Origin of the sequence: Pseudomonas sp. RHF3.3-3, assembly GCF_048069595.1 — a bacterium.
Lineage (GTDB): Bacteria > Pseudomonadota > Gammaproteobacteria > Pseudomonadales > Pseudomonadaceae > Aquipseudomonas > Aquipseudomonas fuscovaginae_B.
Genome location: NZ_CP182250.1, coordinates 2,984,811 through 3,011,023 on the forward strand (window position 1 = coordinate 2,984,811; position 26,213 = coordinate 3,011,023).

Annotated in this window: 25 protein-coding genes; 12 read left to right on the top strand and 13 right to left on the bottom strand. The window is 63.9% G+C overall.

Going from position 1 to position 26,213, the window contains the following annotated elements:
• Nucleotides 1-38 precede the first annotated feature (38 nt).
• Complete coding sequence (locus ACMGT0_RS13740) at nt 39-1,019, top strand: arsenic resistance protein (protein ID WP_416773035.1); 981 nt, start codon at nt 39-41, stop codon at nt 1,017-1,019.
• A gap of 7 nt (nt 1,020-1,026) precedes the next feature.
• Here the strand turns inward: ACMGT0_RS13740 and ACMGT0_RS13745 are convergent, their stop codons facing one another.
• Together ACMGT0_RS13745 and ACMGT0_RS13750 are read right to left on the bottom strand one after the other, a co-directional pair.
• Entirely contained in the window at nt 1,027-1,425 is a 399-nt protein-coding gene (locus ACMGT0_RS13745; RefSeq protein ID WP_054062580.1) for a hypothetical protein, read from the bottom strand.
• Between the two features lie 227 nt (nt 1,426-1,652).
• On the bottom strand, nt 1,653-3,098 hold the full coding sequence (locus tag ACMGT0_RS13750; RefSeq protein WP_054056470.1) for a SulP family inorganic anion transporter: 1,446 nt from the start codon (nt 3,096-3,098) through the stop codon (nt 1,653-1,655).
• A 186-nt stretch (nt 3,099-3,284) separates the two neighbouring features.
• Here ACMGT0_RS13750 and ggt point away from each other — a divergent pair, with 186 nt between their 5' ends.
• On the top strand, nt 3,285-5,012 hold the full coding sequence (gene ggt, locus ACMGT0_RS13755; RefSeq protein WP_416773038.1) for a gamma-glutamyltransferase: 1,728 nt from the start codon (nt 3,285-3,287) through the stop codon (nt 5,010-5,012).
• A gap of 55 nt (nt 5,013-5,067) precedes the next feature.
• On the opposite strand, the gene ACMGT0_RS13760 is transcribed toward ggt, so the two are convergent.
• The 6 genes from ACMGT0_RS13760 to rtcR form a co-directional block, all read right to left on the bottom strand.
• A complete protein-coding gene (locus tag ACMGT0_RS13760) occupies nt 5,068-5,592 on the bottom strand; it encodes a DUF2867 domain-containing protein (protein ID WP_054056472.1) in 525 nt (174 codons plus the stop codon).
• Between the two features lie 96 nt (nt 5,593-5,688).
• The gene (locus ACMGT0_RS13765) at nt 5,689-7,254 is read right to left on the bottom strand and encodes an ArnT family glycosyltransferase (RefSeq protein ID WP_416773040.1); all 1,566 of its coding nucleotides are present in this window, start codon (nt 7,252-7,254) and stop codon (nt 5,689-5,691) included.
• A complete protein-coding gene (arnT, locus tag ACMGT0_RS13770; protein WP_416773042.1) occupies nt 7,251-8,942 on the bottom strand; it encodes a lipid IV(A) 4-amino-4-deoxy-L-arabinosyltransferase in 1,692 nt (563 codons plus the stop codon). The genes ACMGT0_RS13765 and arnT overlap by 4 nt, the downstream gene beginning before the upstream one ends.
• A gap of 282 nt (nt 8,943-9,224) precedes the next feature.
• The gene (locus ACMGT0_RS13775) at nt 9,225-9,815 is read right to left on the bottom strand and encodes a histidine phosphatase family protein (RefSeq protein WP_239687877.1); all 591 of its coding nucleotides are present in this window, start codon (nt 9,813-9,815) and stop codon (nt 9,225-9,227) included.
• A gap of 370 nt (nt 9,816-10,185) precedes the next feature.
• Nucleotides 10,186-10,629 (bottom strand): CBS domain-containing protein, encoded by a 444-nt coding sequence (locus ACMGT0_RS13780; RefSeq protein WP_054056475.1) that lies wholly within the window; start codon nt 10,627-10,629, stop codon nt 10,186-10,188.
• Nucleotides 10,630-10,803: 174 nt separating this feature from the next.
• Nucleotides 10,804-12,411 (bottom strand): RNA repair transcriptional activator RtcR, encoded by a 1,608-nt coding sequence (rtcR, locus tag ACMGT0_RS13785; protein ID WP_054062577.1) that lies wholly within the window; start codon nt 12,409-12,411, stop codon nt 10,804-10,806.
• 204 nt (nt 12,412-12,615) lie between these two features.
• On the opposite strand from rtcR, the gene ACMGT0_RS13790 reads away from it, so the two are divergent.
• The 4 genes from ACMGT0_RS13790 (at nt 12,616) to rtcA (ending at nt 17,728) form a co-directional block, all read left to right on the top strand.
• Nucleotides 12,616-14,163 (top strand): TROVE domain-containing protein, encoded by a 1,548-nt coding sequence (locus ACMGT0_RS13790; protein ID WP_054056477.1) that lies wholly within the window; start codon nt 12,616-12,618, stop codon nt 14,161-14,163.
• Nucleotides 14,164-14,553: 390 nt separating this feature from the next.
• Nucleotides 14,554-15,780, top strand: coding sequence for an RtcB family protein (locus ACMGT0_RS13795; protein WP_054056478.1), 1,227 nt, complete (start codon nt 14,554-14,556; stop codon nt 15,778-15,780).
• A gap of 127 nt (nt 15,781-15,907) precedes the next feature.
• Nucleotides 15,908-16,696: a nucleotidyltransferase domain-containing protein gene (locus ACMGT0_RS13800; RefSeq protein ID WP_416773046.1), complete on the top strand. Its 789-nt coding sequence runs from the start codon at nt 15,908-15,910 to the stop codon at nt 16,694-16,696.
• A 12-nt stretch (nt 16,697-16,708) separates the two neighbouring features.
• A complete protein-coding gene (gene rtcA / locus ACMGT0_RS13805; RefSeq protein ID WP_054056480.1) occupies nt 16,709-17,728 on the top strand; it encodes an RNA 3'-terminal phosphate cyclase in 1,020 nt (339 codons plus the stop codon).
• Between the two features lie 233 nt (nt 17,729-17,961).
• Here the strand turns inward: rtcA and ACMGT0_RS13810 are convergent, their stop codons facing one another.
• Nucleotides 17,962-18,276, bottom strand: coding sequence for a hypothetical protein (locus tag ACMGT0_RS13810; protein WP_054056481.1), 315 nt, complete (start codon nt 18,274-18,276; stop codon nt 17,962-17,964).
• 196 nt (nt 18,277-18,472) lie between these two features.
• Here ACMGT0_RS13810 and ACMGT0_RS13815 point away from each other — a divergent pair, with 196 nt between their 5' ends.
• From ACMGT0_RS13815 to ACMGT0_RS13825, 3 genes are all read left to right on the top strand, one after another.
• Nucleotides 18,473-18,796 (top strand): hypothetical protein, encoded by a 324-nt coding sequence (locus ACMGT0_RS13815; RefSeq protein ID WP_416773048.1) that lies wholly within the window; start codon nt 18,473-18,475, stop codon nt 18,794-18,796.
• Nucleotides 18,797-18,969: 173 nt separating this feature from the next.
• On the top strand, nt 18,970-19,944 hold the full coding sequence (gene hemB, locus ACMGT0_RS13820; RefSeq protein WP_054056483.1) for a porphobilinogen synthase: 975 nt from the start codon (nt 18,970-18,972) through the stop codon (nt 19,942-19,944).
• 66 nt (nt 19,945-20,010) lie between these two features.
• Nucleotides 20,011-20,853, top strand: a complete 843-nt coding sequence (locus ACMGT0_RS13825) for a PhzF family phenazine biosynthesis protein (protein ID WP_416773051.1) — start codon at nt 20,011-20,013, stop codon at nt 20,851-20,853.
• Here the strand turns inward: ACMGT0_RS13825 and ACMGT0_RS13830 are convergent.
• The 3 genes from ACMGT0_RS13830 to ACMGT0_RS13840 are packed head-to-tail and all read right to left on the bottom strand — an operon-like array spanning nt 20,848 to nt 22,635.
• Nucleotides 20,848-21,363: an NUDIX hydrolase gene (locus tag ACMGT0_RS13830; RefSeq protein WP_416773053.1), complete on the bottom strand. Its 516-nt coding sequence runs from the start codon at nt 21,361-21,363 to the stop codon at nt 20,848-20,850. The two genes, ACMGT0_RS13825 and ACMGT0_RS13830, sit on opposite strands and share 6 nt — an antisense overlap.
• Before the next feature lie 8 nt (nt 21,364-21,371).
• Complete coding sequence (locus tag ACMGT0_RS13835) at nt 21,372-22,088, bottom strand: NUDIX hydrolase (protein WP_054059125.1); 717 nt, start codon at nt 22,086-22,088, stop codon at nt 21,372-21,374.
• Nucleotide 22,089: 1 nt separating this feature from the next.
• Entirely contained in the window at nt 22,090-22,635 is a 546-nt protein-coding gene (locus ACMGT0_RS13840; protein ID WP_054059124.1) for an adenylyltransferase/cytidyltransferase family protein, read from the bottom strand.
• 168 nt (nt 22,636-22,803) lie between these two features.
• Here ACMGT0_RS13840 and ACMGT0_RS13845 point away from each other — a divergent pair, with 168 nt between their 5' ends.
• The 3 genes from ACMGT0_RS13845 to nadE are packed head-to-tail and all read left to right on the top strand — an operon-like array spanning nt 22,804 to nt 25,519.
• Nucleotides 22,804-23,457: an isochorismatase family protein gene (locus ACMGT0_RS13845; protein ID WP_054059123.1), complete on the top strand. Its 654-nt coding sequence runs from the start codon at nt 22,804-22,806 to the stop codon at nt 23,455-23,457.
• A 3-nt stretch (nt 23,458-23,460) separates the two neighbouring features.
• A complete protein-coding gene (gene pncB / locus ACMGT0_RS13850; protein WP_054059122.1) occupies nt 23,461-24,690 on the top strand; it encodes a nicotinate phosphoribosyltransferase in 1,230 nt (409 codons plus the stop codon).
• Between the two features lies 1 nt (nt 24,691).
• The gene (gene nadE / locus ACMGT0_RS13855; RefSeq protein WP_054059121.1) at nt 24,692-25,519 is read left to right on the top strand and encodes an ammonia-dependent NAD(+) synthetase; all 828 of its coding nucleotides are present in this window, start codon (nt 24,692-24,694) and stop codon (nt 25,517-25,519) included.
• A 6-nt stretch (nt 25,520-25,525) separates the two neighbouring features.
• Here the strand turns inward: nadE and ACMGT0_RS13860 are convergent, their stop codons facing one another.
• Nucleotides 25,526-26,122, bottom strand: coding sequence for an NUDIX domain-containing protein (locus ACMGT0_RS13860; RefSeq protein WP_054059120.1), 597 nt, complete (start codon nt 26,120-26,122; stop codon nt 25,526-25,528).
• Nucleotides 26,123-26,213 lie beyond the last annotated feature (91 nt).

The following is a 26,213-nucleotide window of genomic DNA, read 5'->3' on the forward strand; positions in this document are numbered from 1 at the left end:
GCATGGGCTTACCCGCTCTTGCGGCAGGGGGACGTGGCTTGAATCGGGACGCACTTGAGCGCAACCAGATACCGCTCTACTTCGTTGCGGTGATCATCGCGATACTGCTCGGGCTGATGGCTCCCGGTATCGCCCGGGGCCTCGATGCCCTGGTGACGCCGGCGATCGCGGTGCTGATGTACGCGATGTTCCTGCAGATTCCCTTCCTCGACTTGCGCCAGGGCCTTGGCCACAAGGGCTTCATGTCGGCGTTGCTGCTGGCCAACTTCGTGCTGGTGCCACTGCTGGCCTGGGCGTTGAGTCGCGGCCTGGTGGCGCATCCGGCCATTCTGGCAGGGGCACTGCTGGTCCTGCTCACGCCCTGCATCGACTACGTGGTGGTGTTCACCCATATCGGCAGGGGCGATTCGCGGCGGGTACTGGCGGCGACGCCGATCCTGTTGCTGCTGCAACTGATACTGCTGCCGGTCTACCTGGCCTGCATGCTGGGTGGTCAGTCCGCGGTGGTGATAGCGGTCGGGCCGTTTGTCGAAGCCTTCCTCATGCTGATCGTCGCGCCATTGCTGCTGGCCCTGACGACCTCGGCACTGGCCCGCCGTTCGCGAGTGGTCACGGCCTGGAACGACAGCTGGGCCTGGCTGCCGGTACCGGCGATGGCCGCGGTGCTGGTGGCGGTGATCGGATCGCAGATCGCCGGAGTGGTGCGCGATATCGAGCGTCTTGCGCCGGTGTTGCCGGTGTACCTCGGCTTCCTGCTGCTGGCACCGCTGGCGGGTGCACTGGCCGCGCGCCTGTGCCGACTGCCGGCGAGCGCGGCCCGTGCCGTCGTCTTCAGTGCCTCCACGCGCAATTCCCTGGTGGTGCTGCCGCTGGCCCTGGCGTTACCCGAGGATATCCGCAGCCTGGCAGCTGCCGCCGTGATCACCCAGACCCTGGTCGAGCTGGTGGGGGAGCTGATCTATGTGCGTGCCATTCCGGCGCTGGTCTGGCGCAATCGCCCGGATGACTCCCAGGGCTGACGCCCTTCTACAGTTCCTCGATGGCGGCCCGGATCTGATTGGCGACCGGCTGCTCCAGGGTGCTGTAGAGCTGGGCCAGGACCCGGCCGCTTTTCGAGCGATAGACATGCGGGCCGGCCAGGGCCCGCAAGGCATGAAAGTGCTCCTGCAGATGATCGCAGTATTCGCGGGTCTCGCAGACGAAGAACTGGCCGCCCTTGGGCGCGATGCTGGGGAATGCCACTTCCACCCGCTCCTTGTAGGTGTTGGGCAGCAGGCTCAGGGGCTTGCGCTTCGGGTAGCTCACGGCCCCGAAGGGCACCCCGTTGGCCTTCAGGGCCTCCAGCACCGCATTGGCGGTTGGCGGGGTGTCGCTGCCGCAGGCGACCAGGGGCAGGCCGGCGATCATCAATAGAAGGGCTTTCATCCTGACACTCCTTGTTCCATGTACGCTTTCTCAATCGGTGACGACCGATGGGAGCGGACAGCCGGGTAGGCTGTTTCTCCATCTTCGCAGATTGTGCAGGCGTGCTGTCCCGAGGTTTGTCAGTTGTGTCCCGATATTTCCAAGCCATTATTCCGCTTGTTGTCAGCCACTTCGTATACCGGGCCGGGGTGAATAGACGGCGCGGCGATCAGGCAGAGACCGGATGCCTATCCGTGTTGCACTCCCGCCCGCTTGAGCAGCTGCTTGCAGCGTTCCGACAGATGTTCGACCCGCAGGTGCTTGCCGGCCTTGGCGTAACGTTCCCGCAGGCTTTTCAGTGCGGCAATCGCCGAGTAGTCGACGAAACTCAGGTGGCGGCAGTCCAGCACCACCTTCTGTGGGTCGTTGGCCGGATCGAACAGGTTTTGGAATGGCGTGGTCGAGGCGAAGAACAGCGTGCCGTGCAAGCGGTACAGCTTGCTGCCGTCGGGCTCCTGATGGGTATCGGCGTACAGTTCGCGGGCATGCTGCCAGGCGAAGTTCAGCGCAGCGATCACGATCCCGCACAGCACCGCCATCGCCAGGTCGGTCAACACCGTGATCACCGTGACCGCGATGATCACCAGCACATCGTTCACCGGCACCTTGTTCAGCACCCGCAGCGAAGCCCAGGCGAAGGTCTGCTGGGACACCACGAACATCACTCCCACCAGTGCGGCCAGCGGGATACGTTCGATCAGCGGTGACAGGAACAGCACGAACAGCAGGACCATCAGCCCGGCCACCACGCCGGACAGTCGGCCACGGCCACCGGAACTGAGGTTGATCACCGTCTGGCCAATCATCGCGCAACCGCCCATGCCACCGAACAGGCCGGAAACCATGTTGGCCACGCCCAGTGCGGTGCACTCGCGATCCGGGTAGCTGCGGGTTTCGGTGATCTCGTCGGTGAGGTTGAGGGTCAGCAGGGTTTCCAGCAGGCCGACCAGGGCCATCAGCACCGCATAGGGGGCGATGATCTGCAGGGTTGCCAGGTTCCACGGCACTTGCGGCAGCGTGGGCAGCGGCAGGCCGCCGGCGATGTGGGCCATGTCGCCCAGGGTGCGGGTCGGCAGGCCGCACAGGTAGACCAGCAGGCCGACCCCGAGGATCGCCACCAGCGCCGGCGGTACGCTGCGGCTCAGGCGCGGTAGCAGGTAGACGATGGCCATGGTCAGTGCCACCAGGCCGAGCATCACGGCCAGAGGTTCACCGCGGATCCAGCCCTCGCCGTCCTTGAACTGCTCCAACTGGGCCAGGGCGATGATGATCGCCAGCCCGTTGACGAAGCCGAGCATCACCGAGTGCGGCACCATCCGCACCAGCTTGCCCAGGCGCAACAGGCCGAAGGCGACCATGATCAGGCCGCCGAGCACGACCGTCGCCAGCAGGTATTGCACGCCGTGCTGCACCACCAGGGCGACGATCACCACCGCCATGGAACCTGCGGCACCGGAAATCATGCCCGGCCGGCCGCCGAACAGCGCGGTCAGTGTGCAGATGATGAAGGCGCCATACAGGCCCATCAGCGGGTTGAGATGAGCGACCAGGGCAAAGGCGATGCACTCGGGCACCAGGGCGAAAGCGGTGGTGAGTCCGGCCAGGACATCGGCGCGTAGGCGGGCGGGTTTCATGGTGTACCTGAGATGGGGGCCAGCGGGGGAGCAAGCGAGGGCTATATGAAAGGCGGGAAATGTTACGGAAATGTAACAGGTCCTGCAAAAAAGTCGGTAACGGGCATTCGCAGCGGCTACCTTGTCAAGGGCCTGCGCAGACAGGCGTCTGCGTTCCCAGCAAATAAGAAAAAGAGAATTCGGCTCATGAAATTCGAAACCCTTGCGCGCTCGCTGCTGGCGACGGCGCTGATTCTGGCTGTTACCCCTGTCCATGCGGCGTCCCAGGCACCGGTCGCCGGGGAGAACGGCATGGTCGTCACCGCGCAACACCTGGCCACCCACGTCGGGGTGGATGTGCTCAAGGCGGGCGGCAATGCGGTGGATGCCGCGGTGGCGGTCGGTTACGCCTTGGCGGTGGTTTATCCGGCAGCCGGTAACCTCGGCGGTGGCGGCTTCATGACCGTGCAGTTGGCCGATGGCCGCAAGACTTTCCTCGACTTCCGTGAAAAGGCGCCGCTGGCCGCCACGGCCAACATGTACCTGGACAGGGACGGCAACGTCGTCCCCAACCTGAGTTCGAAAGGACACCTGGCGGTTGCCGTGCCGGGCACGGTTTCCGGCCTGGAACGGGCACTGGAAAAATACGGCACGAAAAAGCGCGCCGACGTGATCGCCCCGGCCATCAGGCTGGCCGAGGAGGGGTTCGCACTGGAGCAGGGCGACATCGACCTGTTGCACACCGCCACCGACGAGTTCCGCCAGGATATCCACGACTCCGGTGCAATCTTCCTGAACAGGGGCGAGCCGCTGCAGGTCGGCGAGAAACTGGTGCAGAAGGACCTGGCGAAAACCCTGCGGGAAATCTCCGCCAAGGGTGCCGACGGCTTCTACAAGGGCTGGGTGGCCAAGGCCATCGTCGACTCCAGCCAGGCCGGCAAGGGCATCATCACCCAGGATGACCTCGACAGGTACAAGACCCGCGAGCTGGCCCCCATCGAGTGCGACTACCGCGGCTACCACATCGTCTCGGCACCGCCACCCAGCTCCGGTGGCGTGGTGATCTGCGAGATCCTGAACATCCTCGAAGGTTATCCGATGCAGCAACTGGGCTATCACTCGGCCCAGGGCCTGCACTACCAGATCGAGGCCATGCGCCACGCCTATGTCGATCGCAACAGCTACCTGGGCGATCCCGATTTCGTCAAGAACCCGGTGGCGCACCTGCTGGACAAGGCCTATGCCGAGAAGCTGCGGGCCGCGATCGATCCGCACAAGGCCGGACTCTCCCGGGACCTCAAGCCGGGTGTGGCGCCTCATGAAGGCAACAACACCACCCATTATTCGATCGTCGACCAGTGGGGCAACGCGGTGTCGGTGACCTACACCCTCAACGACTGGTTTGGCGCCGGGGTGATGGCGAGCGGGACCGGGGTCCTCCTCAACGACGAGATGGACGACTTCACCGCCAAGGTCGGCGTGCCGAACATGTACGGCCTGGTGCAGGGCGAGGCGAATGCCATCGCGCCTGGCAAGACGCCGCTGTCATCGATGAGCCCGACGATCGTCACCAGGGATGGCAAGGCGGTCATGGTGGTCGGTACGCCCGGTGGCAGCCGGATCATCACCGCAACACTGCTGACCATCCTCAATGTCATCGACTACCGGATGAATATCCAGGAAGCCGTGGATGCGCCACGTTTCCATCAGCAATGGCTGCCGGAGGAGACCAATCTCGAGACCTACGCGATAAGCCCGGACACGCAGAAGATTCTCGAAAGCTGGGGGCACCGGTTCACCGGCCCGCAGCCGCTGAATCACCTGGCGGCGATCCTGGTCGGCGCGCCGTCGCTCGATGGCAAGCCGGTGGGCAACAACCGCTTCTACGGGGCCAATGACCCGCGGCGCAATACCGGCCTGTCGCTGGGCTACTGAGTGCTCGCCGGCGGCGGCCCTGGCGCGTTGCGGGCGTCCGGGGCCGCTGGCCGGTTCAGCGGCGGCCGGCGTTTCGCAGGGTGAGCGGCACGATCAGCCGGTGAAACGGCGCCACCGGCAGCATGTACAGGCGGCCCAGCCGATTGTGCGTGTGGACCACCGTCGACAATGTGAGGGTGCGCGTACCCTCTGGGGTGACGGGCGAGCGGTGCAGCGTCAGATAGACATCGAGGTGCCTGTCGCGGTCGGCCAGCATCACTTCATCCGGCTGGTTGGAGACCAGCGTGAAGATCCCGACGCGATCGTTCTCCCGGTAGTCGGCATCCGCCCGCGCCAGGTCGATGCGGGTCAGGCGCCCCAGGTCCTTGAGCCCGAACAGGCCCACAAGGCGATTGCGCAACTGCATCAGCCCGTCGATCCAGGCCGGTGTCGTCGCCATCATGTTCAACGCATGGCGCAGGGCCGTGCGGTCGAGATGGCTATCGCTGATGCACTGGCTGTCGACGAAGTCGGCGTTGGCCAGCAGGCGGTTGATACTCGAGTCGGGTGGTACCGGGCAGCGGTGCACGGCGGGCTTCATCAATGGCGATCCTTGCGGGAAATGAATGGAGCCCCGAGCCATGTCGGGGTCTCCACTCTACGTGAACCGGCCGCTGCATGCATCCGGCCCGATCCGCTATTGCGGGCGGCCCACTGTTTCCAGCGGGCCTTCACGCCGCGGGATATAGGCGACGCTGCCATCCTCGCGGGTATGGGCGAGCCGCGCACCGTTGGTGGGTTGGGTCAGCACGACGTCATGATCGGCCGCGAGGTAGTTCAGGGGCAGCGGCTCGCCGGCCCGGAAGCTGGTGACGATCAGCGTCCGCGTCGGGTCCCAGCGGCGGCCGCTGGTTCTTTCCAGCCAGTCGATCAGGTCGTCGCTGTCGCCGTTGCGCGGGTAATCCTGGTTTTCCTGCACGTAGTAAAAGGGTCTGCCCTGGTTGTTCAGGTACATCGGCAGCTTGTTGTCGACCTCGATCATCACCATCTGCCATTCGTCCCACGGCGCCCGCTGGCTGGCCTTGGCCTGCACGTCGTCGGCGAAACGCATGGCACCACCACCGCCATTGCTCCACGGATAGGCGATGCCAACGACCAGCAGCACGAATCCTGCCGCCGCAGCGAAACCCTTGGCCCAGCCGGGGCCGCTGACTTTGCCGTCGGCGCGTCTTTGCGCCATGCTTCGGGTCACCCACCAGGCCGCCAGCAACTGGGCGAACGGCACCAGCGGCAGCACGTAATAGCTGCGGCGGCTGCCGCTGGCGGTGAAGAACACGAACAACAGGCCCAGGCCCCAGACCAGCCAGCGGGTATTGGGCTCGATCCGTTTCCATTGGCGCAGTGCCAGCCACAGGCCCAGCATCCAGCAGGGAGCCCAGGGCAGGGTGTAGGCCGGCAGGTAGATCAGGTAGGTGTAGATCGGGCCCATGTGGTCGAAAGGATCGAAAAAGCGCACGACGTTTTCCCTGAACACCAGTGCCAGACCACTCTCGCCGTAGGTCGGCGCACCGTACAGGTTCGACAGCACGAAGGGCACAGCGTAGAGCGCGAGGGCGGCCAGCAGGGCGGTCGGCAGCCGTAGGTTGAGATGGCGCTTCCAGCGGCCCCCGGCCAACAGGTGTGGCAGCAATAACAGTCCCGGCAGTACGAAGCCGATCAGGCCCTTGAGCAGCGAGGTCAGTGCCAGCATCAGGAAAAACATCGCGTAGCGTCCCAGGCGCGTGTCATCCGGGTCGCGCCAGTACCACCAGACAGCGGCCAGTACACCGAACACCGTGAGGATATCGGCGGTGGCCACGCGGGCCCAGAACACGAAGTAGAAGGTCGTCGCCAGCATCCAGCCGGCCACCAGGCCGGTACCCTTGCGCCACAGGCGCTCACCGATCAGGTAGACCAGCCACACGCTCAGCCAGGCGGCAATCACCGAGGACAGGCGCAGCGAAACGTTGCCCAGTCCCCCCAGCAGCTTGGCGCTGGCGGTGATCAGCCAGTAGGAGGGCAGGGGCTTGTCGTAGTAGGGCAGCCCCTTGAGATACGGGTCGAAATAGTTGCCCGACTGCAGCATCTGCAAGGCGATGTTTGCCCAGCGGGTTTCCGCGCCCCACAACTCCCGCGAGCCCAGGCCCGACAGCAGAAGCAGGGCCGAAACGCCGAGCAAAAGGGCCAGGGCGCCTCTGTCGGTTTTCCAGTGGCTCAGGTTCATGGCCGGGTCTGCGGGAAGATAATGATCTCGCTGTCACCCTTGTGGTAGCGCTTGCCATCGGGTGGCAGCAGTCCGAGCTCCTCCATTTGCGCAGTGTCCCTGACGCGCATGACCACCCCCACCGAGCCTTGCCTGCGGGCTTCGCTCATCCACTGCCCGACGCTTTCGAGCGTGACCTGGCGCCCCTGCGCATCAGGGTAATCCAGGCCATATTTCAGTTCGCCGACGGTGTTGAACAAATCGACCTGTGGACGTTGCAGGCGCCAGGAGAGCGCCGCGGCAGTGCCCAGCTCGTTGCTCAGCAGGCGCCTGGTCTGGCGCAGTTCATCCAGGTGTTCGGCGATGAACTGGTCGGGCATCTTGTGGTTCACCACGCTGGCCGGCATGCCGGCCGGCAGCAGGCTTACCAGCAGGGCGATACCCAGTGCCGGCATCGCCCAGAACGCCACGGGGCGCAGGACCTGCAGGGCATTGGCGATGATCCAGACCATCAGCATGATGAACACCAGCGACAGGCTGAACACCTCGGCATGACTGTTCGCATAGAGGCCGCGTGTCGCCTGCAGCACGAGCAGGCCAGCCAGCGCCACCACGCCCAGGGTCAGGTTGAGTATGCCGTTGAGGCGCAGCATGCGGCCTTCGGCACGGGCCACCCGATCGATCAGCGCATGGCCCATCATCAGTGCCAGCGGCAGCAGGCAGGGCATGATGTAGGTCGGCAACTTGCCCTTGCTCAGGCTGAAGAACGCCAGCGGCAGGGCGAACCACAACCAGAGGAAGCCGATGCCGGCCTGGCGTCTTTGCTGCCAGGCCTGCTTGAACGTCGGCACCAGCAGCACCGACCAGGGCAGGCACGACACCACCAGCAACGGCAGGTAGAACCACCAGGGTTGTGCGTGTTGCGCGTTGTTGCCGGCAAAGCGCTGGATGTGCTCGTGCCAGAAGAAGAAATTCCAGTAGTCGGGTTCCTGGGCGTTGACCGCCAGCACCCAGGGCAACGCGACGGCCAGTGCGACCACCACGGCGATCGGACCGCAGCGCAGCAACTCACCCAGGCGGCGCTGCCAGATCATGTAGGGCAGGGCGACCAGCACCGGCAGCAGCAGGGCCAGAAACCCCTTGGTCAGGAACCCCATGCCGCAGGCCAGACCCAGCACGGCCCAGGCCCACAGACGCTGGCGGCGCTGCTGGCTGTCGCTGGCGAACCAGAAAGCGACCAGGCTGAGGTTCGACCACAGGGTAAACTGCGGGTCGAGGTTGGCATAGCCGGCCTGTCCGGCGACCAGGCCGAAGCTCATGAACAGCAGGGCCGAGGCGAAGCTCTTGCGCGGGTCGTTCCACAGGCGGCGGGCGATCAGGTAGGTCAGCAACACGCTGAGCCCGGTACTGAGCGCCGAGGCGACACGCACACCGAACAGGTTTTCGCCGAAGATGGCCTGGCCGATGGCGATCATCCAGTAGCCGGCGATGGGTTTTTCAAAGTACCGCAGGCCCATGAAATGTGGAGCGGTCCAGTTACCGCTAAGCAACATTTCCTGGCTGATCTGGGCGTAGCGGGTTTCGTCGGGGGTCCACAGGCCGTGAAACATCATCGGCAACAGATAGAAGAGTCCGAAGGCGAGTATCAGCGCCGGCAGCGACCAGCGCCTGAGCGTCGCGGGGGAGAGGTGGGGAATGTGAGCGTTCATGAGTTGGCCTTAGCGGTCTCTACCGCCACAAGGGTTTTAACCAGGATTCGCGACAGCGGTTGTCCGACCGGTAACGCTGCAAACCATGGGTGCACGCCTGCCTGGACAGATTCAGGTTCACGACAGGAACCGAGCCTGGGGGGGATTGTGGCGCAGACGTAAATGCCGGATCTGGCAGCGGGCGAGACTTCAACCGAAGTGGGCGAAGCAAGATGCATTCATTTGACGACCCGGTTCCATGGTCGTGATGTTTAAAATTGCAAAGTGTCCGTTACATGCCGCTCATATCCTGGTGCCGAGGGCGGTTGGCCAATCTTCGGCATTCAGAATGCCGAGCATTTTCAGCTGGCCGTCGGCACCTACCGAGACAAATAACGAACTGGTGTATTCGCTCTTGGCGACGTGGCGATAACCCAGTTGTTTTTCGAGGTCGTCGATGCAACCGCTATGGGTCACCAGCACCAGGTTGCGATGAGCCGCCTTGTGGGCGAGCGCATCCTGTCCCAGGGTTGGCCCGCAACTGACCAGCCAGTCCGCGGTGATGGCGCTCTTGCCGAACATCGCCTGCGCGGTCTGGGCGGTGCGCGTGGTCGGGCTGCTCAGTACGTCGGTGTTGTTCATGCCGACCTGCTGAAAGGCCCTGCCCACCTGCGCGGCGGAGCGGTTGCCCAGGCGGGTGATGCCATCCTCCGGACCCAGGCAGGGGTTGCTCGAACGGTCGCAGCGCTCGGCGTGGCGTACCAGTACGATCACATCCCCGGCTTTCCATTGCGCATAGACGCCAGTGCTGCGCAGGTGATCCCGCACCGCCAGGTCGATGGGGGTCCTGGGCCACAGGGCAAAGCCGGTGGCCATCAGAGCAGCCAGGGCCATGCCGACTGCCAGCAGTGCCGACCTGACGCGGGGCTTGAGGGGCTGCGGCAACACGGATTGGACGGCAGTAAGGATAACCACGAATTCCCCCATCGACTGGTCTGGCAACTTTGAAAGGGCATCGGCCCGGTAAATGACCCTCGTGATCAGGCGTCCACGGAGGGCTGATCGCGATAGTGGGAATTTAAAGAGGCGCAGGTGGGCGCGAAGTGAAAGCGTTGTGAAAAATTTGGAAGTGCGAATTCCCCCGGATTTACGGGGCTTTGGGCCGTATCCGGGAGTATTTGTGCGAGGGGTTTGCGGGGGGATGTCCGGCATGCCAATGCCGATCGTGGCTGGATCGACATTGGCAACTCAGTGGAAAAAACGGTTATTCGCCGCGGATGTATTGTTCCAGTTGGCGAATCAGGTCGGCCTGTTCGGCAATGGCCTCCTTGACCAGGTCACCGATCGACAGCAGGCCGATCAGCTGGCCGTCTTCCACCACCGGCAGGTGACGCAGGTGCTTTTCCGTCATGATGGCCATGCAGGTCTCGACCCGCTGGTGCGTGTCCACGGTGATGACCGGGGCATTCATGATCTCGCTGACCTTGGTGGTCACCGAGCTCAGCCCGTGCAGGATCACCTTGCGGGCGTAGTCGCGTTCACTGATGATGCCGACCACCTGGCCACTTTCGCTGACCACCGGCAGGGCACCGACGTTTTTCTCGGCCATCTTGATCAGTGCCTCGAACACGGTGTGATCGTTGCGGACGGTGTAAACCTCCTGGCGCTGGCTACCCTTGAGTTTCAACAGTTCTGCGACGGTCTTCATGGATGGCTCTCTCTTGCGGTTTTCATCTGGTTCTTGTGTCGCGGCCACACTCCATGGCGACCGGTCTTACAGAATCGTAGACTGATCCCGCGAGGACGATACAGAAAGCGGCCTCCAGACGCGAAAAAACGTCATTTTCCGCTCATTTGAGCGCCTTTATCCCACGCAATGCCCTCAAGCGTCGTCCTTCAGCTGTTTCCAGTCCAGGTCAAACCGTGCCAGGTACTTGCGCAGGCGGTCGGCATCGTTCGGGTTGGCCTTGGCCTGGCGCGAGGCGTTGAACAGTTGTCGGCCGGCATCCGAGAGGCTGCTGGCACGGCGGCAGACCTCGATCACCGCCTTCAGTTGCAGGCGGTCGAACAGGTCGATATCCCCGGCGCCCTCGCCGAGCAGGCGCTCCACGGCGTCCGTGGCTTCCCTCAGGCCCCAGGCGCGGCGCAGGCGGCCGATCTCCTCCTCGACGCGGGTTTCGTCGATACGCCCGCTGTCGGCCAGGGTCGCCATGCGGGTGATCGAGGCCGACAGCTCGCGAAAGTTGCCCAGCCAGCTCGCTTCGCTGGAGCAGGCGAAGGCCAGGTAGCGGCGCCGCGCCTGCACGTTGAAGCGCGCCAGGTGGCCCTGTTCGCGGGCGTGGCGCTCCAGCTCGAAATCCAGGTTCGGCTCGATGTCTTCGCGGCGGTCCGCCAGGCCGGGCAGGTCGAAGGTCCAGAGGTTGATGCGGGCGTACAGGTCCTCGCGGAACAGGCCTTCGGCCACCCGGCTGCGCAGGTCGCGATGGGTGCCGGCGATGATCAGGAAATCGCTGTCGACCTCCTTGTCCGAGCCCAGCGGGAAGAAGCGTTTCTCCTCGATGGCCTTGAGCAGCATCGCCTGTTCGTCCAGGCCCAGCTCACCGATTTCGTCGAGAAACAGCAGGCCGCCATCGGCTGCCCGCAACAGCCCCTCGCGACTGTTTTGCGCGCCGGTGAACGCGCCCTTGGTGTGGCCGAACAGCGCCGACATGGCGCCATCGCCACGCAGGGTGGCGCAATTGACCTCGACGAACCGGCCCTCGACCTGATGCCGGTTGCGCTTGAGTTCATAGATGCGTCGGGCGAGAAACGACTTGCCGGCCCCGGTCGGGCCAATCAGCAGCATCGGTGCACGTGAGCGCACGGCGACCCGCTCGATCTGCTCGATGGTGCGGTTGAAGGCGGCGTTGCGGGTGGCGATCCCGGACTTGAGAAAGGCCAGGCCCTCCAGGCGCCTGTCGCTGAAGCGCTTGGCGATCCGGTCGTAGCGCGACAGGTCGAGGTCGATCAGGGTGTGGGTGCCGGTGGCCCGGGCCTCTTCGTCCAGGCGTCGGGCCGGCGAAGTCTGCACCAGGCGTGCCGGCAGGTAGCGCGCTTCGGTCAGCAGGAACCAACAGATCTGCGCCACGTGGGTGCCGGTGGTGATATGCACCAGGTACTCCTCATGCTCGGTATCGAAGTGGTAGGCGTTGGTGAAGTCGTCCAGCGCGCCGTACACCTCCTCGAAATCCCAGGGGTTGCGCAGGGTCATGGGGTGCAGGCGCACCTCGGTTTCCGGCGATACCTGGCGGATGTCGTTGCGGATCCGCTCGGCCAGGCTGACATCGCGGGCATCGGTGCCGTGGATCAGTTCGAAGCGATGGACGAGCAGGTCGGGCTGCTGGCACAGGCCGATGCTGGGCCGCCAATGCCCCCAGCGGTTGGCGCCCTTGCCGACGCGATCGAGGTTGGAACCGATGAAACCGATGGTGACCGTACGCTTGCTGGACATGTTTATCTTTTTGGATAAATGACGATATCCAATGATAAATAAAAATCACGGGGTCGTCGGGTCATTGAGTTGGATTTTTTTGGGTTAAAATATTTTTATCAATAAAATCAATTGTTTATAAAAATATTGGGCGGGTTCTGGAAAGCTGGCACGTGCTCTGCAATATCTCTGGCAACGAACGAGACAACAGAGCGAGAAGCCAAGATGGCCAACACCCAACTGTTCCAGACCCGCACCCAGCCTGTGGCCTGTGATACCCACAATGCCTCCGGTGCTGCGGCATACGCCTACACGGCTCGCCATGCCCTGGCACAGTTGGCGGTGACCGGTTGCCTGAACCAGACCTACCATGCCAGCGCACAAGGTCAGCTGGACGAAGTGCTCAAGCGGGTGGCCGAGGTCGACAGTGCCTTCGTCGCCAAGGCGGCGATCTACGCTCGCCAGCACGGTCACATGAAGGATATGCCGGCCTTGCTGCTGGCAGCCCTGGCGGCCCAGCGGTCGGTGATGCTGCCGGTGGTATTCGCCCAGGTGGTGGACAGCGGCAAGATGCTGCGCAACTTCGTGCAGATCCTGCGCAGCGGTGTCACCGGGCGCAAGTCGCTGGGCTCGCAGCCCAAGCGATTGGTCCAGGAGTGGCTGAACAACGCCAGCGAGCGACAGTTGCTGCAGGCTTCGGTGGGTAACCAGCCGTCCCTGGCCGACGTGCTGAAGATGGTTCATCCCAAGCCGGCAGAGGCCTGGCGCGAGGCATTCTTCGCCTGGGTGATCGGCAAGCCGGTGGCGTTCGATGCCTTGCCGCCGCTGACCCGATCGCTGCTGGAGTTTCGTGGCGGGGCGAGCCGGCAACTGCCGCAGGTACCGTTCCAGTTGCTGGGCAACGAGGCACTGGACCCGCAGCAGTGGGCGGAGCTGGCGATGAACATGGGCTGGCAGGCCCTGCGGATGAACCTGAACACCCTGGCCCGCCACGATGCTTTCAAGGTTGCGGGATGTGCCGCGGCGGTGGCCGCGCGGTTGTCGAGCCCGGAGGAGGTGGCCAAGGCGCGGGTTTATCCGTACCAGTTGCTCGCGGCCTACCGGATGATCGGCGAGGAGGTGCCGGCGGTGATTGGCGAGGCGTTGCAGGATGCCCTGGAGTTGTCGCTGGACAATGTCCCGGCCTTGCGCGGCTCGGTGGTGGTCTGCCCGGATGTTTCCGGTTCCATGCACAGCCCGGTCACCGGTTATCGCCAGGGGGCGACCACGGCGGTGCGCTGCATCGATGTGGCGGCGATGATCGCGGCTGCCGTGCTGCGCAAGACGCCGCAGGCGAGGGTGATGCCCTTTGAAAACGAGGTGGTGAAGGTGCAGCTCAACCCACGCGACAGCGTCATGAGCAATGCCCAGAAACTGGCCGCGATCGGTGGCGGGGGAACCTGCTGTTCGGCGCCCCTGGCACAGTTGGTTCGTGAAAAGGCCAGGGTTGATACCCTGATCCTGGTCTCGGACAACGAATCCTGGATCGATGATCGCCGTTATGGCGCCAGTGAAACCCTGTTGCAGTGGGAGCGTCTGCGCCGGATCAACCCCGATGCGCGCCTGATCTGCATCGACCTGCAGCCCGGGGCGAGCACCCAGGCACCGGATCGGCCGGACATCCTCAATGTCGGCGGTTTCAGTGACGCGGTGTTCGATGTCATCGACCAGTTCACCGCCGGCACCTACAGTGCGCGGCACTGGGTGCAGGTGATCGACGAACTGCCGATCTGAACGAAGGAAAGCCTGCTCGCCCGTGATGGGCAGGGCGCGACCCTGTTGAATTTCGCGGCAACCGAATGCCGGTGGGACTACATCCAAAGACGTCTCATCACCCTCTTGTCGGTTGTCACGAAAGGTACGAATGCCAGTGGCTGTACATCTGAATGCCGGTCTGAATCCGGCCCGTGGCAACACGGATCAGTCACTTCCCTTGTCGTACCACCCTTTTGATGATTTACCCGGCGAATGCCGGTGGAACTACAGTACGCCGTGGTCGCGGGTTCGATTCCCGTACACCGCAAGGTGATAGCTCAATGGCAGAGCGTGGCGCAGGTTTCACCCCTCGTTGTCGCCGTCAAACCAGGACAAGGCCGAAGTTGCGGCCATCAGGAAATGAAGAATATGCAAGACCAGACCTACACCTTGCTCGAAGTCGCCAACGGCAAACCGATCAAACTCTGGACCCAGGGGGTTCCGGTCGAGCCCGAGGCTCGCCAGCAACTGATGAACACGGCGAAGATGCCGTTCATCTTCAAGCACATGGCGGTGATGCCCGATGTGCACCTGGGCAAGGGGTCGACCATCGGCAGCGTGATCCCGACGGTGGGCGCGATCATCCCGGCGGCGGTGGGCGTGGATATCGGCTGCGGGATGATTGCTGCCTGCACCTCGCTGACCGCCAGCGACCTGCCGGACAACTTGCAGGGCCTGCGTAGCGCCATCGAGCGGGCAGTTCCCCATGGTCGTACCAGCCCACGCAGTGGCCGTGATAAAGGCGCCTGGGAAGAGGTACCGAGTGTGGCCGACCTGGCCTGGTCGGCGCTGGAGCCGCGGTTCAAGGCCATTGCCGACAAGTACCCGAAACTGAAGAACGCCAACCATCGCAAGCACCTGGGAACCCTGGGGTCGGGTAACCACTTCATCGAGGTCTGCCTGGATGAGGCGAACCGGGTCTGGTTCATGTTGCACAGCGGTTCGCGTGGTGTCGGTAACGCTATCGGCAACCTGTTCATCGAACTGGCCCGTGCCGATATGCGCGGACACATCGCCAATCTGCCGGACCGGGACCTGGCGTACTTCGAGGAAGGCAGCCAGCACTTCGACGACTACGTCGAAGCGGTCGCCTGGGCCCAGGACTTCGCCCGGCAGAACCGTGCGGTGATGATGGAGGCGGTGATCGCCGCCACGCGCCAGGTGATTCGCAAGCCGTTCGACGTGGCGCTGGAGGCGGTGAACTGCCACCACAACTACGTGCAGAAGGAACGGCATTTCGGTGAAGAGGTGCTGGTGACCCGCAAGGGCGCGGTCTCGGCGAAGAAGGGTGAATTGGGGATCATTCCCGGTTCCATGGGGGCCAGGAGCTTCATCGTCCGCGGGTTGGGTAACGAGCAATCGTTCTGCTCCTGCAGCCATGGTGCCGGGCGGGTCATGAGCCGGACCAAGGCCAAGCAGATGTTCACGGTCGAAGACCAGATCCGCGCGACGGCCCATGTGGAGTGCCGCAAGGACGAAGCGGTGATCGACGAGATCCCGATGGCCTACAAGGACATCGACCAGGTGATGCACGCCCAGCGTGAGCTGGTGGAAGTGCTGCATACCTTGCGGCAGGTGGTTTGTGTGAAGGGGTAGGGCAAGGGGATGGGGTTGCCCAGGGGGACTCTGCTCCGTTGCAAAAGAAGGATGAAGATCATGTTGGACGGGGCGGCGCCTGTTGAGTGCATGGGTTGCCAGTGCAACCGGTTGAAAGGATAGGGAAATGGAACACTTCGAACGCCACCCGCTGGATGACGCCATGCGTGCCCGGGTGTTGCAGGAGCTGGCGCGGATAGAGCGCGAGCGCAATGTGAAGGTGCTGTATGCCTGCGAATCGGGCAGCCGTGCCTGGGGTTTTTCCTCGACGGACAGCGATTACGATGTGCGCTTCGTCTATGTGGAAAAGCCGGACTGGTTCATCCAGGTCAACGAGGCACGGGATGTGATCGAGCGGCCGCTGGACGATGAGCTGGATATCGGTGGCTGGGAGTTGCGCAAGACCCTGGGGTTGCTGCGCAAGTCCAACCCGACCCTGCTCGAATGGCTCGATTCGCCCCTGGTGTATCGCCGTGAGGAGGCCGCGACCCGTTCGTTGCGTGAATTGGCCGAGGCGTTCTACAGCCCGCCCGCCGCGCGCAATCACTACCTGTCGATGGCCAGGAAGACTTTTCGTGGCTACCTGCAAGGGGAAACGGTGCGCTTCAAGAAGTACTTCTACGTGCTGCGGCCCCTGCTGGCGGTGCGCTGGATTGACCTGGGACGGGGGCGGCCGCCGATGACCTTCGATGCGCTGCTCGGGACGGTCGACGATCCGATGCTGCTGGCGGAAGTCGATGAGTTGCTGCAACTCAAGCGCAGCGCCGACGAGGCCGCCCATGGCCCGCGTCGCCCGGCGTTGCACGGCTTCATCGAGGCGCAACTGGAGCGGCCGGTGCCGGTCTTGCCGCGCAACCATGAGAACAGTGAACGACTGGACCACTACCTGAGGGAGATGGTCCGTACTTATGCATGATTCAGGAAGCCTATGAAAAAGGACATGATCGAACTGGACGGCGCCATGGGCGGCGGCCAGGTGTTGCGCAGCGGCCTGAGCCTGTCGATGTTGACCGGGCGGGCACTGCGTATCGGTAACATTCGGGCACGGCGCAGCCGGCCCGGCCTGCTGCGTCAGCACCTGACGGCGGTGCTGGCGGCTGCCGAAGTTTGTGGGGCTCAGGTGGAAGGCGCACAGCTGGGTTCGCAAAGCCTGTATTTCGAGCCGGGGGCGATTCGGGGCGGGGATTTCCGCTTTGCCATCGGTACGGCCGGGAGTTGTTCGCTGGTGTTGCAGACCTTGCTGCCGGCCTTGCTGCGGGCGCCGGAGCCTAGCCGGGTGCTGATCAGTGGTGGAACCCACAACCCGTTGGCACCGCCATACGAGTTCCTCGAGCGCGCCTGGTTGCCGCTGCTGCGGCGGATGGGCGCAAAGGTCGAGTTGCAACTGCTGCGCCACGGCTTCGTGCCGGCCGGGGGTGGCGAACTGGAAGTGTTCGTCCAGCCTTCCACCTTGCAGCCCTTGTACCTGACCGAGCGCGGTGAAGTGCTGGCGCGTGATGCGCGGGTGCTGCTCGGCGGTATTGTCGAAGACGTTGCCCAGCGTGAGCTGGCCCGGGTAGCGAAGCGCCTGCACTTGCCCGAAGAGGCCTGTCGCACGGAGCGTATCGCGGCGGACAGCCCTGGCAACGTGTTGTTGCTGGAGTTTCGCTGCGAGCGGTTGAGCGAGGTGTTCTGCGCCTTCGGGCAGTTCAACGTGCGCTCCGAGGCGGTCGCCGATGCGGCGGTCGACGCGGCACGGCATTGGTTGAACAGCAAGGCGGCGGTGGGCGAGCATCTGGCCGATCAACTGCTACTGCCCATGGCGATGGCGGGCGGTGGGAGTTTTACCACGCCGCAGATGACCGGGCACCTGCAGAGCAACATGCGGGTGATCGAAGCCTTCCTGCCACTGGAAATGCGCTGCACGTCAGGCGCGGACGGTGTGCTGCACGTCGAGTGTCGGGCCTGACTAAGCGCGGCTGCCGCTGGCGCCGGAACTGACCCGGTGGCAGGCCCTGGGCGCGAAGGCGCGGTCGCCCGTGGGGTTCTCCTCAATGGAATCGGGCCGCAGGTGATAGGCAATGACTTCAGTGTGGAAGAGAGGCGCTACGCTGAGCTGGGCAAATCCGGCAGGACTCTGGATTTTTGCACGTCGGTGGGAGTGAGCCCACCCATCATGGGTGGGCTCGATGGCTCAGGCCGTCAGGCGCTCTTGGCCAGCGCGTGATGGTGGGAGGCCCATTCGGCCTTCAGGGACTGCATGACGCGGCCCATGAAGTCCTTGTCCGCCGCCGCCTTTTTCCCGGTGTAGCCCTGACCGCGACGGTACATCACGAGGCAGGCCAGCAGGTTGGGCTGGGCGCGGCTGAAATGCTGCTCGTCGACATGGGACGCGCGGCGATCGAGCCTTACCTCTCCGGTTTCGCTGATCCAGAGGATATGGTCGTCGTGGCTGTCCTTGCGGGATGCGAACAGTTCAGCCAGTTGATCGAGAGTTGGATGATTGTTCAGATTCATGTTAAAGCCCCTTTGACCACTCGTTAATCTGTCTGGTTTACGCGTGTATCGTTGCCAAGACGGCGAATTGCTGAGGTGCCGCATGCGGGCAATACTGCCCGTGGAATGTGGCGCCAGCCCTGGTGATGATTCGTGTAGCGTGGGTTCAGGCCCGCTACACAGGACGTCTCGACGAAAAGAAGCAGCAGCGCGATCCTTGAACGGCGCCGACGACAGTAACGAAGTCAGCCACAAGCATTTTGAGGATGTTAGGCCGGTGCTTCTCGCCCGTTGGGACGATCACGACAGGTCAGCTTCATCAATCTGCCTTGTGGGCAGTACAGATCCGGAACAGCTCGACGGCTTGTCGAGCCTGTTGTCACAACAGCTTTTTGCAGCACTCCCGATCGGGGAGTGGCTTCATCATGCAAGGGCAAAAAGCGCCCGTCAATGGTTTTGTAGTGATTTTTTTATCGCACTACATGTTGCAAATTCACCACCGCTGGCGGTTTGGCCAATAGGCCGGATGGCCGGAAAATGACCGGCAAGTCTTGATTTCGCGGTGAAAACCGCTGGTGCCGCGGGTCTTGTGGGCGGCAGACTGTTGCAGGGGGTGCAATAGAGCTTTCCTGATCTGCCGGTGTAAACCGCTGGTCGATTGACCTAAGCTCGGCAGCCTCTGAATCCGTCTCTGAATCTGCTTTGGGAAATTCCATGTCACAGCTATTCCCGACCACGCGCCTGCGTCGCCTGCGCCGTAACGAAAGCCTGCGCGGCCTGTTCCAGGAAACCGAGTTCAGCCTCAACGACCTGGTCCTGCCGATCTTCGTCGAGGAGGGCATCGATGATTTCGTACCCATCACCAGCATGCCCGGGGTGATGCGAATTCCCGAGAAGAAGCTGGCGAGCGAGATCGAGCGCTACGCCCGTGCCGGGATCAAGTCGGTGATGACTTTCGGGGTGTCTCACCACCTCGACGCGGATGGCAGCGACACCTGGAACGAGCAGGGCCTGGTGGCGCGCATGGTGCGGATCTGCAAGGACACCGTGCCGGAAATGGTGGTGATGTCCGATACCTGTTTCTGCGAGTACACCTCCCACGGTCATTGCGGCGTGCTGCATGGCGATGCGGTGGACAATGACGCGACTCTGCGCAATCTCGGCCGCCAGGCGGTGGTCGCGGCCCAGGCGGGGGCCGATTTCATCTCGCCGTCCGCGGCGATGGATGGCCAGGTCCAGGCCATCCGCGGTGCGCTGGATGCCGCCGGCTTTCTCGATACCTCGATCATGGCCTATTCGACCAAGTTCGCCTCGGCCCTCTACGGGCCGTTCCGCGAAGCCGGTGGCACCGCGCTGAAAGGTGATCGCAAGGCCTACCAGATGAACCCGATGAACCGCCGCGAAGCGGTGCGCGAGTCGCTGCTGGACGAGCAGGAAGGCGCTGACGCGCTGATGGTCAAGCCGGCCGGGGCCTACCTCGACATCATCCGCGATATCCGCGAAGCCTCGCGCCTGCCGCTGGCGGCCTACCAGGTCAGCGGTGAATACGCGATGATCAAGTTCGGCGCCCAGGCCGGTGCCGTCGACGAGCATCGCGTGGTGCGCGAGAGCCTGGGGGCGATCAAGCGCGCCGGCGCCGATATCATCCTGACCTACTTTGCGATGGACATTGCCCGCGACGGGATTTGAACGAGGGTTGTGTGTTGAAATGGCGCACTGACCACCGATCACGTTCTTTCGACAGGGAGTAGCGCCATGAGCCAGCACGATTTCAAGCAACTGGATGTGTTCAGTCGCCAACCCCTCAAGGGAAATCCGCTGGCCGTGGTGTTCGCCGCCGATGCGTTGACCGACGAGCAGATGCAGGCCTTCGCGACCTGGACCAACCTCAGCGAAACCACCTTCCTGCAGGTACCCCGCGACCCGCGGGCGGACTATCGGGTGCGGATCTTCACCTCCACCCGGGAACTGCCCTTTGCCGGCCACCCGACGCTGGGCAGTTGTCATGCCTGGCTGGAGGTCGGCGGTGTCCCCAGGGGCGACGAGATCATCCAGGAGTGTGGCGTCGGCCTGGTACGGATTCGCCGCCAGGGCGAGGACCTGGCGTTTCTTGCGCCACCGCTGCTGCGTGCCGGCCCGGTCGAGCCGGAACTGCGCGAGCGGGCCCGACTGGGCCTTGGCCTGGCGCCTGAAGACGTGCTCGAGGCCCAGTGGGTCGACAACGGGGCGGACTGGATGGTGCTGATGTTGCCCAACCGGAGGCGGGTGCTGGCGATCAGGCCCGACTACGTGCAACTGGCAGGCTTGACCGTGGGTGTCGTTGCGCCCTGGCATCCGGAACTCCATGGCGATGAGTGCCAGTTCGAGGTGCGGGCCTTCATCGCCGGCGACGGCATGCCCGAGGACCCGGTCACCGGCAGCCTCAACGCCGGCATCGCCCGCTGGCTGCTGGGCGAGGGGCGGGCGCCGCAGTCCTATCGGGTCAGCCAGGGTACGGCGATGGGGCGTGCCGGGCGGGTCCGGGTGGAGCAGGTCGGCGACGAGATCTGGGTCGGCGGTGCCGCCGTGACCTGCATCAGCGGCAGCGTGACGCTATAACGTCGGGCCGGGAGCCTGGGCGACCAGCATCATGGCGGCCGACAGGGTGTGGCCGTCGGTGATCCTGCCCGCGGCGATCATCGCCATCAGTTCCTGTCGGGTGACGAACAGTACCTTGTCGACTTCGCCATCGGTGCTTTCGCTGGCCACCCCCTCGATGTCCACTTTGCACACGGCCACCGCGCTGGCGATCAGTGAGGTGTTGCTGTGCAGCAACCCCAGCTCCGTGACATTGCGCGCCGGCCAGCCCGTCTCCTCCAGCAGCTCGCGGGCCGCGGCATCGCGGGCGGTCTCGCCCGGGTCGATCGCGCCACGGGGAAACTCGATGGATTGCGCGCCGATGGCCCGGCGCTGCAGCACCGCCAGCATCAGGCGTCCGTCGGGCATCACCGGGATCGCCACCACGCCGTTGATGGCCTGGCGTTCCTTGACGATGAAATAGCCGCCTTGCTTGACCACGTCGAAGTAGGGCGTGTGCAACAGGCATTCGGATTCGGTATCGGGCTTCATGCGGGCTTTCACTCCAGGAAACAGCGGTCGAACAGGTAGAGGGCACCGGGCTTGAGGTTTTCCAGGGTGGCCTGCGGGCGGCCGCCGTCCCCCTGTTTCTTGCGCCCGGTTTCGCGCAGGTAACCGGCTTCGGTCATCTTCAGCAGGCGCTGGCGGGTGCTGGTCTTGAGCACCGGGCGCGCCAGCACCAGGGAAAAGATCGCAGTGGCCTCGGGGGCGCTGAACTCGGCGCCGAGGAAGGTCAACGGCAGGCTGCTGTAGAGCGACTTGGACAGCAGGCGTTCCTGGGTCGCCGCCACCAGCGTGTTGTGATCGAACGGCAGGCGCAACGAGCCGTCGGCAACGCTGTCGAGGGCGAACCAGGCCTGGTGTTCGTTCAGGCTCGGCGGTTCGGCGACGATCGCCAGGTAGTAGGTCGAGGAGGACCAGCAGCGGGGATCGCGGAAGGCATCGCCGACGGTACCGACCTGTTCGATCCAGGCCAGCGGCAGGTTGACCTTGTCGCTGGCGCGCAGGCGTTCCACCGCGTCGGCCAGTGTCAGGTCGGGCACCGCGCCGTTGACCACCAGGCCGGGCAGCGCCCAATGGCCCTGGAACGGCTCGGCCTCGCGCTTGTGCAGCAGGATCTGCAGCGCCTGCGTCTCGCGGCAGTAGAAAAGCACGCACAGGTCGACGGTGTGCAGGTAGTCGCTTTTCTTCGGTGAGCTGGGGATCGGGTCCGGCATGTCAGTTCCTGTGTGCGGCATAGAGTCCGTAGTCTACCGGATTCATCCCCGGTGCCATCCAGTGGGCGGGCAGTGTCTCGCCCAGGGCCAGCCGTTCGCGCAGCAGGGTGCTGCGCACTCCCACCTGTTCATCCACGCACAGCACCGAAAACCGTTCGAGCAGTTGCGTACCCAGATGGAAGTCCGGCAGTTGCGCGGCGACGTCATGCCCGACCACCAGGGCGATCTGTCGGGTTGGCAGTCTGGTGATGTCGGCCAGGGTGCAGAGCAGCCCATAGCTGTAGATCGGTGCGTCGGTCAGTCGGGCCAACTGTTGCTCGATCCGGCTCACCGAGATCGCCGAGGCGCAGGCCGGCCGCACCTGTTCGACGATTGCCTGCAACCAGCCCAGGCGCCGCTCGTATTCGGCCATGCGCTTGCCATGGGGGTGCCTGAAGGAGGGCACCACCCACACTGAACGTGCATGGCGCGAAGCCTCGATCATGACCTGGGCGTGACCGGCGTGGGGCGGGTTGAAGGCGCCGCCATAAATTGCGAGCTCGTACATGGAAGGTATCTCCTTTTTCTTAAAAGTACTTGTCATGTACTTATTGGTCAAGAAGGGTTCCTCGCGGTTCGTAGCTTTTAAATGGGTGATCTGAATATTTTTGAAATCGGGCTTGATTTGAAAGTACATGACATGTACCTTTGTCTTATCGCAAAGGGAGAACCTGCCATGACTGCTCAAGTGATCACGACCGCCGCCTTCGATGTCGATGCCCAAAAGGGCTTCACGCCACTCTGCCCGGATGAACTGCCGGTCGTCGGTGGCCACCTGATCGGTGCCGAGCTGAACTTCATGGCCTCGCTGGCCGGGATCCGCGTCGGCAGCAAGGACGCCCACAGTCCCCAGGCGCCTTGGGTGGTCGAGTCCCACGAGGACATGCTCAAGCCCACCGGCCTGGAACATGCCGACCTGACCTGGGTCAGCCACTGCGTCCCCGGTACCGAAGGTTTCACCCTGCTTGACGAACTGCCGGCGCCCCAGGACTACGACTACTTCGTCTGGAAGGGCGTGGAGCCGGCGCTGCACCCCTACGGGGCCTGTTTCCATGACCTCTACCACCAGCTCTCCACGGGGGTGATCGAGTACCTCAATGCCCGCGGGGTCCAACAGGTGATCGTCGGCGGCCTGGCCCTGGATTTCTGTGTCAAGACCACCGCGCTGCAACTGGCGGGGGCCGGTTTCAAGGTCATCGTCTACCTGCCGGCCTGCCGGGCCATCAGCGCCGAGGGCGCGCAGCAGGCCATCCACGACCTGCAGCAGGCGCGTATCGAAGTCGTCAACAGTCGCGAACAGCTGGTCCGTGCGACCGGCCACAAGGAGTAATTCATGGAAAGCGCATTCAACCGCGAAGGCGGCGTCATCCAGGGCTTGCTGGATACCGACTACTACACCTTCACCATGATGCAGGCGGTGTTGCACCAGCACCCCAACGTCGAGGTGGAATACCAGTTCATCGTCCGTTCCCGGGAGAAGCTCGGCCACCTGATTCCCGAAGTGCGCACCGAGCTGGAAAAGCTCGCCGGCCTGCAGATGCGCGAAGGCGAGCTGCGCTTCCTGTTCAACCGGCGGTTTCGCGAGTACCTGACGGCGGACTTCGAGCAGTTCCTCGGCCTGTTCCGCTTCAACCTGCGCTACATCCACGTCAGCGAAGTGGATGGGCAACTGGCTATCCGCGTCCGCGGGCCAATGCTGCACTGCATCATGTTCGAGCAGCCGGTGCTGGCCTTGGTCAGCGAGTTGCGCAACCGCGAGAAGTACCCGGATGTGCTGCTGGAGGACGTCAGCCGCAAGCTCTACCAGAAGTTCGAATGGCTGGAGAAGAACCTCAGCCGCGAGGAACTGGCCGACCTGCGGGTGTCGGACTTTTCGACCCGCCGGCGGCTGTCGTTCCGCGCCCAGCGCGAGGTGGTGGACATCATGCGCCGCGACTTCCCCGGGGTGTTCGTCGGGACCAGCAACGCCCATCTGGCCTACGAGTTCGACCTGCCGCTGATCGGCACCATGGCCCACCAGTGGCTGATGGTGCACCAGCAACTCGGTCGCCTGCGCGAAAGCCAGAACGCAGCCCTGGAAAACTGGGTACGCGAGTATCGCGGCCGGCTCGGGATCGCCCTGACCGACTGCATCAGCACCGACTTTTTCCTCAAGGACTTCGACCTGTACTTCGCCAAGCTCTACGACGGCCTGCGGCAGGACTCCGGTGATCCGCTGGTCTGGGCCGACAAGGTGCTGGCGCGCTACCGGCAGTTGGGCATCGATCCGATGAGCAAGGAACTGATGTTTTCCGATGGCCTGGACTTCGAGAAGTGCCTGCCGATCATGCGCCATGTGCGGGGCAAGGCACGTTTCGGCTTCGGCATGGGCACCAGCCTGGCGTGCGACGTCGAGGGTGTCGAACCGCTGAGCATCGTGATGAAGCTGGTGCGGGTGCACGGCGAACCGGTGGTGAAGTTCTCCGACGACCCGGTGAAGAACGTCTGTGAAGACCCGTCGTTCCTGCGCTACGCGGCGCAGGTGTTCAAGGTGACTGAAATCAATCGGCAACTGGAGGTGTGAGATGGGAACCGCGACTCAGGATCGTATTGCCCAGGCACTCGGCGTGAACCGGCAACTGGCCGGTGGTGACGAGGCCGTGGAACTGGCCCGGCGTATCGACTTCATCAAGGCGACGCTCAAGCGTTCCGGCTGCCGGGCGTTGGTGCTCGGCATCAGTGGCGGGGTCGATTCGCTGACCGCCGGCCGGCTGTGCCAACTGGCGGTCGAGCAGTTGCGCGAGGAGGGCGTGGCGGCACGTTTCATCGCCATGCGCCTGCCGTACCGGTCCCAGGCCGACGAAAGCGATGCCCAGGCGTCCCTGGCGTTCATCCGGCCGGACGAGATCAGCAGCGCGAATATCTCGGCCTGTGTCGAGGGGCTGATGGACAGCCTCGACGTCGAGGCGTTGCAAGCCAGCCCGGCCCGGGTGGATTTCGTCAAGGGCAACGTCAAGGCCCGGGCGCGGATGATGACCCAGTATGCGCTGGCCAATTTCGTCGACGGGCTGGTGGTGGGCACCGATCATGCCGCCGAGGCGCTGATGGGCTTCTTCACCAAGTTCGGTGATGGGGCCTGCGACCTGGCGCCGCTGTCGGGCCTGACCAAGGGCCAGGTGCGTCGGCTGGCGTCGGCCATGGGCGCACCGGAGCACCTGGTGTTCAAGACGCCGACGGCGGACCTGGAGGAGCTGGTGCCGGGCAAGCCGGACGAAGCCGCCTATGGCTGCACCTACGCCGAGATCGACGCCTACCTGTTGGGCGAGCCGGTGGCGGCGCAGGTCAGTGCAATCATCGAAGCGGCTTACGCCCGGACCGCGCACAAGCGGGCCTTGCCGTACTCGCCGGTCTGAGGTGGATCAGCGCGGGGTATCGAGGGTGTTGTTCAAGGCCACGTACTGCAACAGCATGATGGTCTTGGCATCGACGATTTCCCCGCGCCTTACTGCCGCCAGGGCATCTTCCAGGGACAGCTCCAGGACCTCCAGGTCTTCACCCTCGGCCTCCAGGCCGCCGCCATGGCCGACCTTGCTGTCGCCGTCATACTCGCCCAGGAAGAAGTGCAGCTTTTCGGTGACCGAGCCGGGGCTCATGTAGGCCTCGAAGATCTTCTGCACATGCTGCACCCGGTAACCGGTTTCCTCCTCGGCCTCGGCGCGAATCCGCTCTTCGGGCGAGGCGTTCTCCAGCAGGCCGGCGGCGGCCTCCACCAGCATGCCGTCATGGCCGTTGACGAACACCGGGAAGCGGAACTGGCGGGTCAGCACCACGCTGCGTTTTTCCCGGTTGAACAGCAGGATGGTCGCGCCATTGCCACGGTCATAGGTCTCGCGGCTCTGGCGTTGCCAGGTGCCGTCGCTGCGCAGGAAATCGAAGGTGGTTTTCTTCAGCAGGTACCAGTCGTCGGAGAGGACGGTGCTGTCGACGATGCGAACCCGGTCTTTCGTTGCGGTCATGATCCACGCCCTGTGGTGAGCAAAATGTCGATCATACTTGGATTCGGTGGTGGCTGTGGGGGGGCGCCTTCGCGAATGACGTGCCGAGCCC